We start from the raw sequence: 1,200 nt of genomic DNA, 5'->3' as shown, positions 1-1,200 counted from the left end.
GGTGAAAAAGCATTTTTTAATGCCAAAGCTACTATTCTTGCAACAGGCGGAGCAGGCCGGATTTTTGAAACTTCCACAAATGCATTGATTAATACGGGTGATGGATTAGGAATGTCATTACGGGCTGGGCTTCCTTTGCAAGATATTGAAATGTGGCAATTTCATCCAACAGGTTTGCCAGGTGTTGGCATCTTAATTACAGAAGCTGTTCGGGGTGAAGGTGGATATCTTATCAATAAAAACGGTGAACGGTTTATGGAGCGCTATGCACCACACGCCAAAGATCTTGCTTCGCGTGATGTTGTTTCTCGGGCAATTGCTTTAGAACTCCGCGCAGGTAATGGTTTCAATCCAACAGGTGTTGATTATGTAAAACTTAAACTCGATCATTTAAGCGCAGATGTTATCAATTCACGATTGCCTGGAATACGAGAGTTAGCTATCACTTTTGCACACACTGATCCGATTATTGACCCCATTCCAGTAACTCCTACAGGTCATTATATGATGGGTGGAATTCCAACAAATGTGCATGGCCAAGTGATTACTATCGGATCTGCTGATGAAGATCAAATCGTAGAAGGACTATATGCAATAGGCGAATGTGCTTGTGTTTCTGTTCATGGTGCCAATCGCTTAGGCAGTAATTCTTTGTTAGATTTGGTTGTATTTGGTAAAGCTGCGGGATTGCATGCTGAAAAAGCAATTAAAGAAGATTTACCGCTCCACTCCATCACTGAAAGTGATATTGAAACAGCATGTTCACGAGTAGATCACTGGAATAATTCTAAAAAGGGAGAAGATTACAGACTCATCCGACAAGCAATGCAAAAAGTAATGCAAAATAACTTTGGCGTATTTCGCATGGAAGAACACATGATAGAGGGACTCAAACAATTGAAAGAATTACGTGAGCGTCTTAAACATGCTGCTTTAACGGACACGAGCAAAATTTTTAATACGGCACGAATCCAGGCTTTGGAATTAGACAATTTGATGGACGTCGCTTTAATGACTGCTACAGCAGCATTAACACGTAAGGAAAGTAGAGGCGCACATAGTCGTGAAGATTACCCTAAACGCGATGATCAGCATTGGTTAAAACACATAGCTGTTTTTTTAGATGAACAGATTAAATATCGTCCTGTGAATATGAAACCCAATTTTGTAGACCCATTGAAACCAATGGAAAGAGTATAC

Annotated in this window: 1 protein-coding gene; it reads left to right on the top strand. The window is 40.4% G+C overall.

Annotation, left to right across the window (positions count from 1 at the left end; all coding sequences use genetic code 11):
• A partial coding sequence (locus Ldro_RS13560; RefSeq protein ID WP_058497213.1) for an FAD-binding protein occupies positions 1 to 1,200 on the top strand: 1,200 nt, incomplete at both ends.

This window comes from Legionella drozanskii LLAP-1 (assembly GCF_001467585.1).
Taxonomy (GTDB): Bacteria; Pseudomonadota; Gammaproteobacteria; order Legionellales; family Legionellaceae; genus Tatlockia; species Tatlockia drozanskii.
Note: the sequence above shows the minus strand (reverse complement) of the source record. Positions and strands in the feature narration are given on the sequence as shown.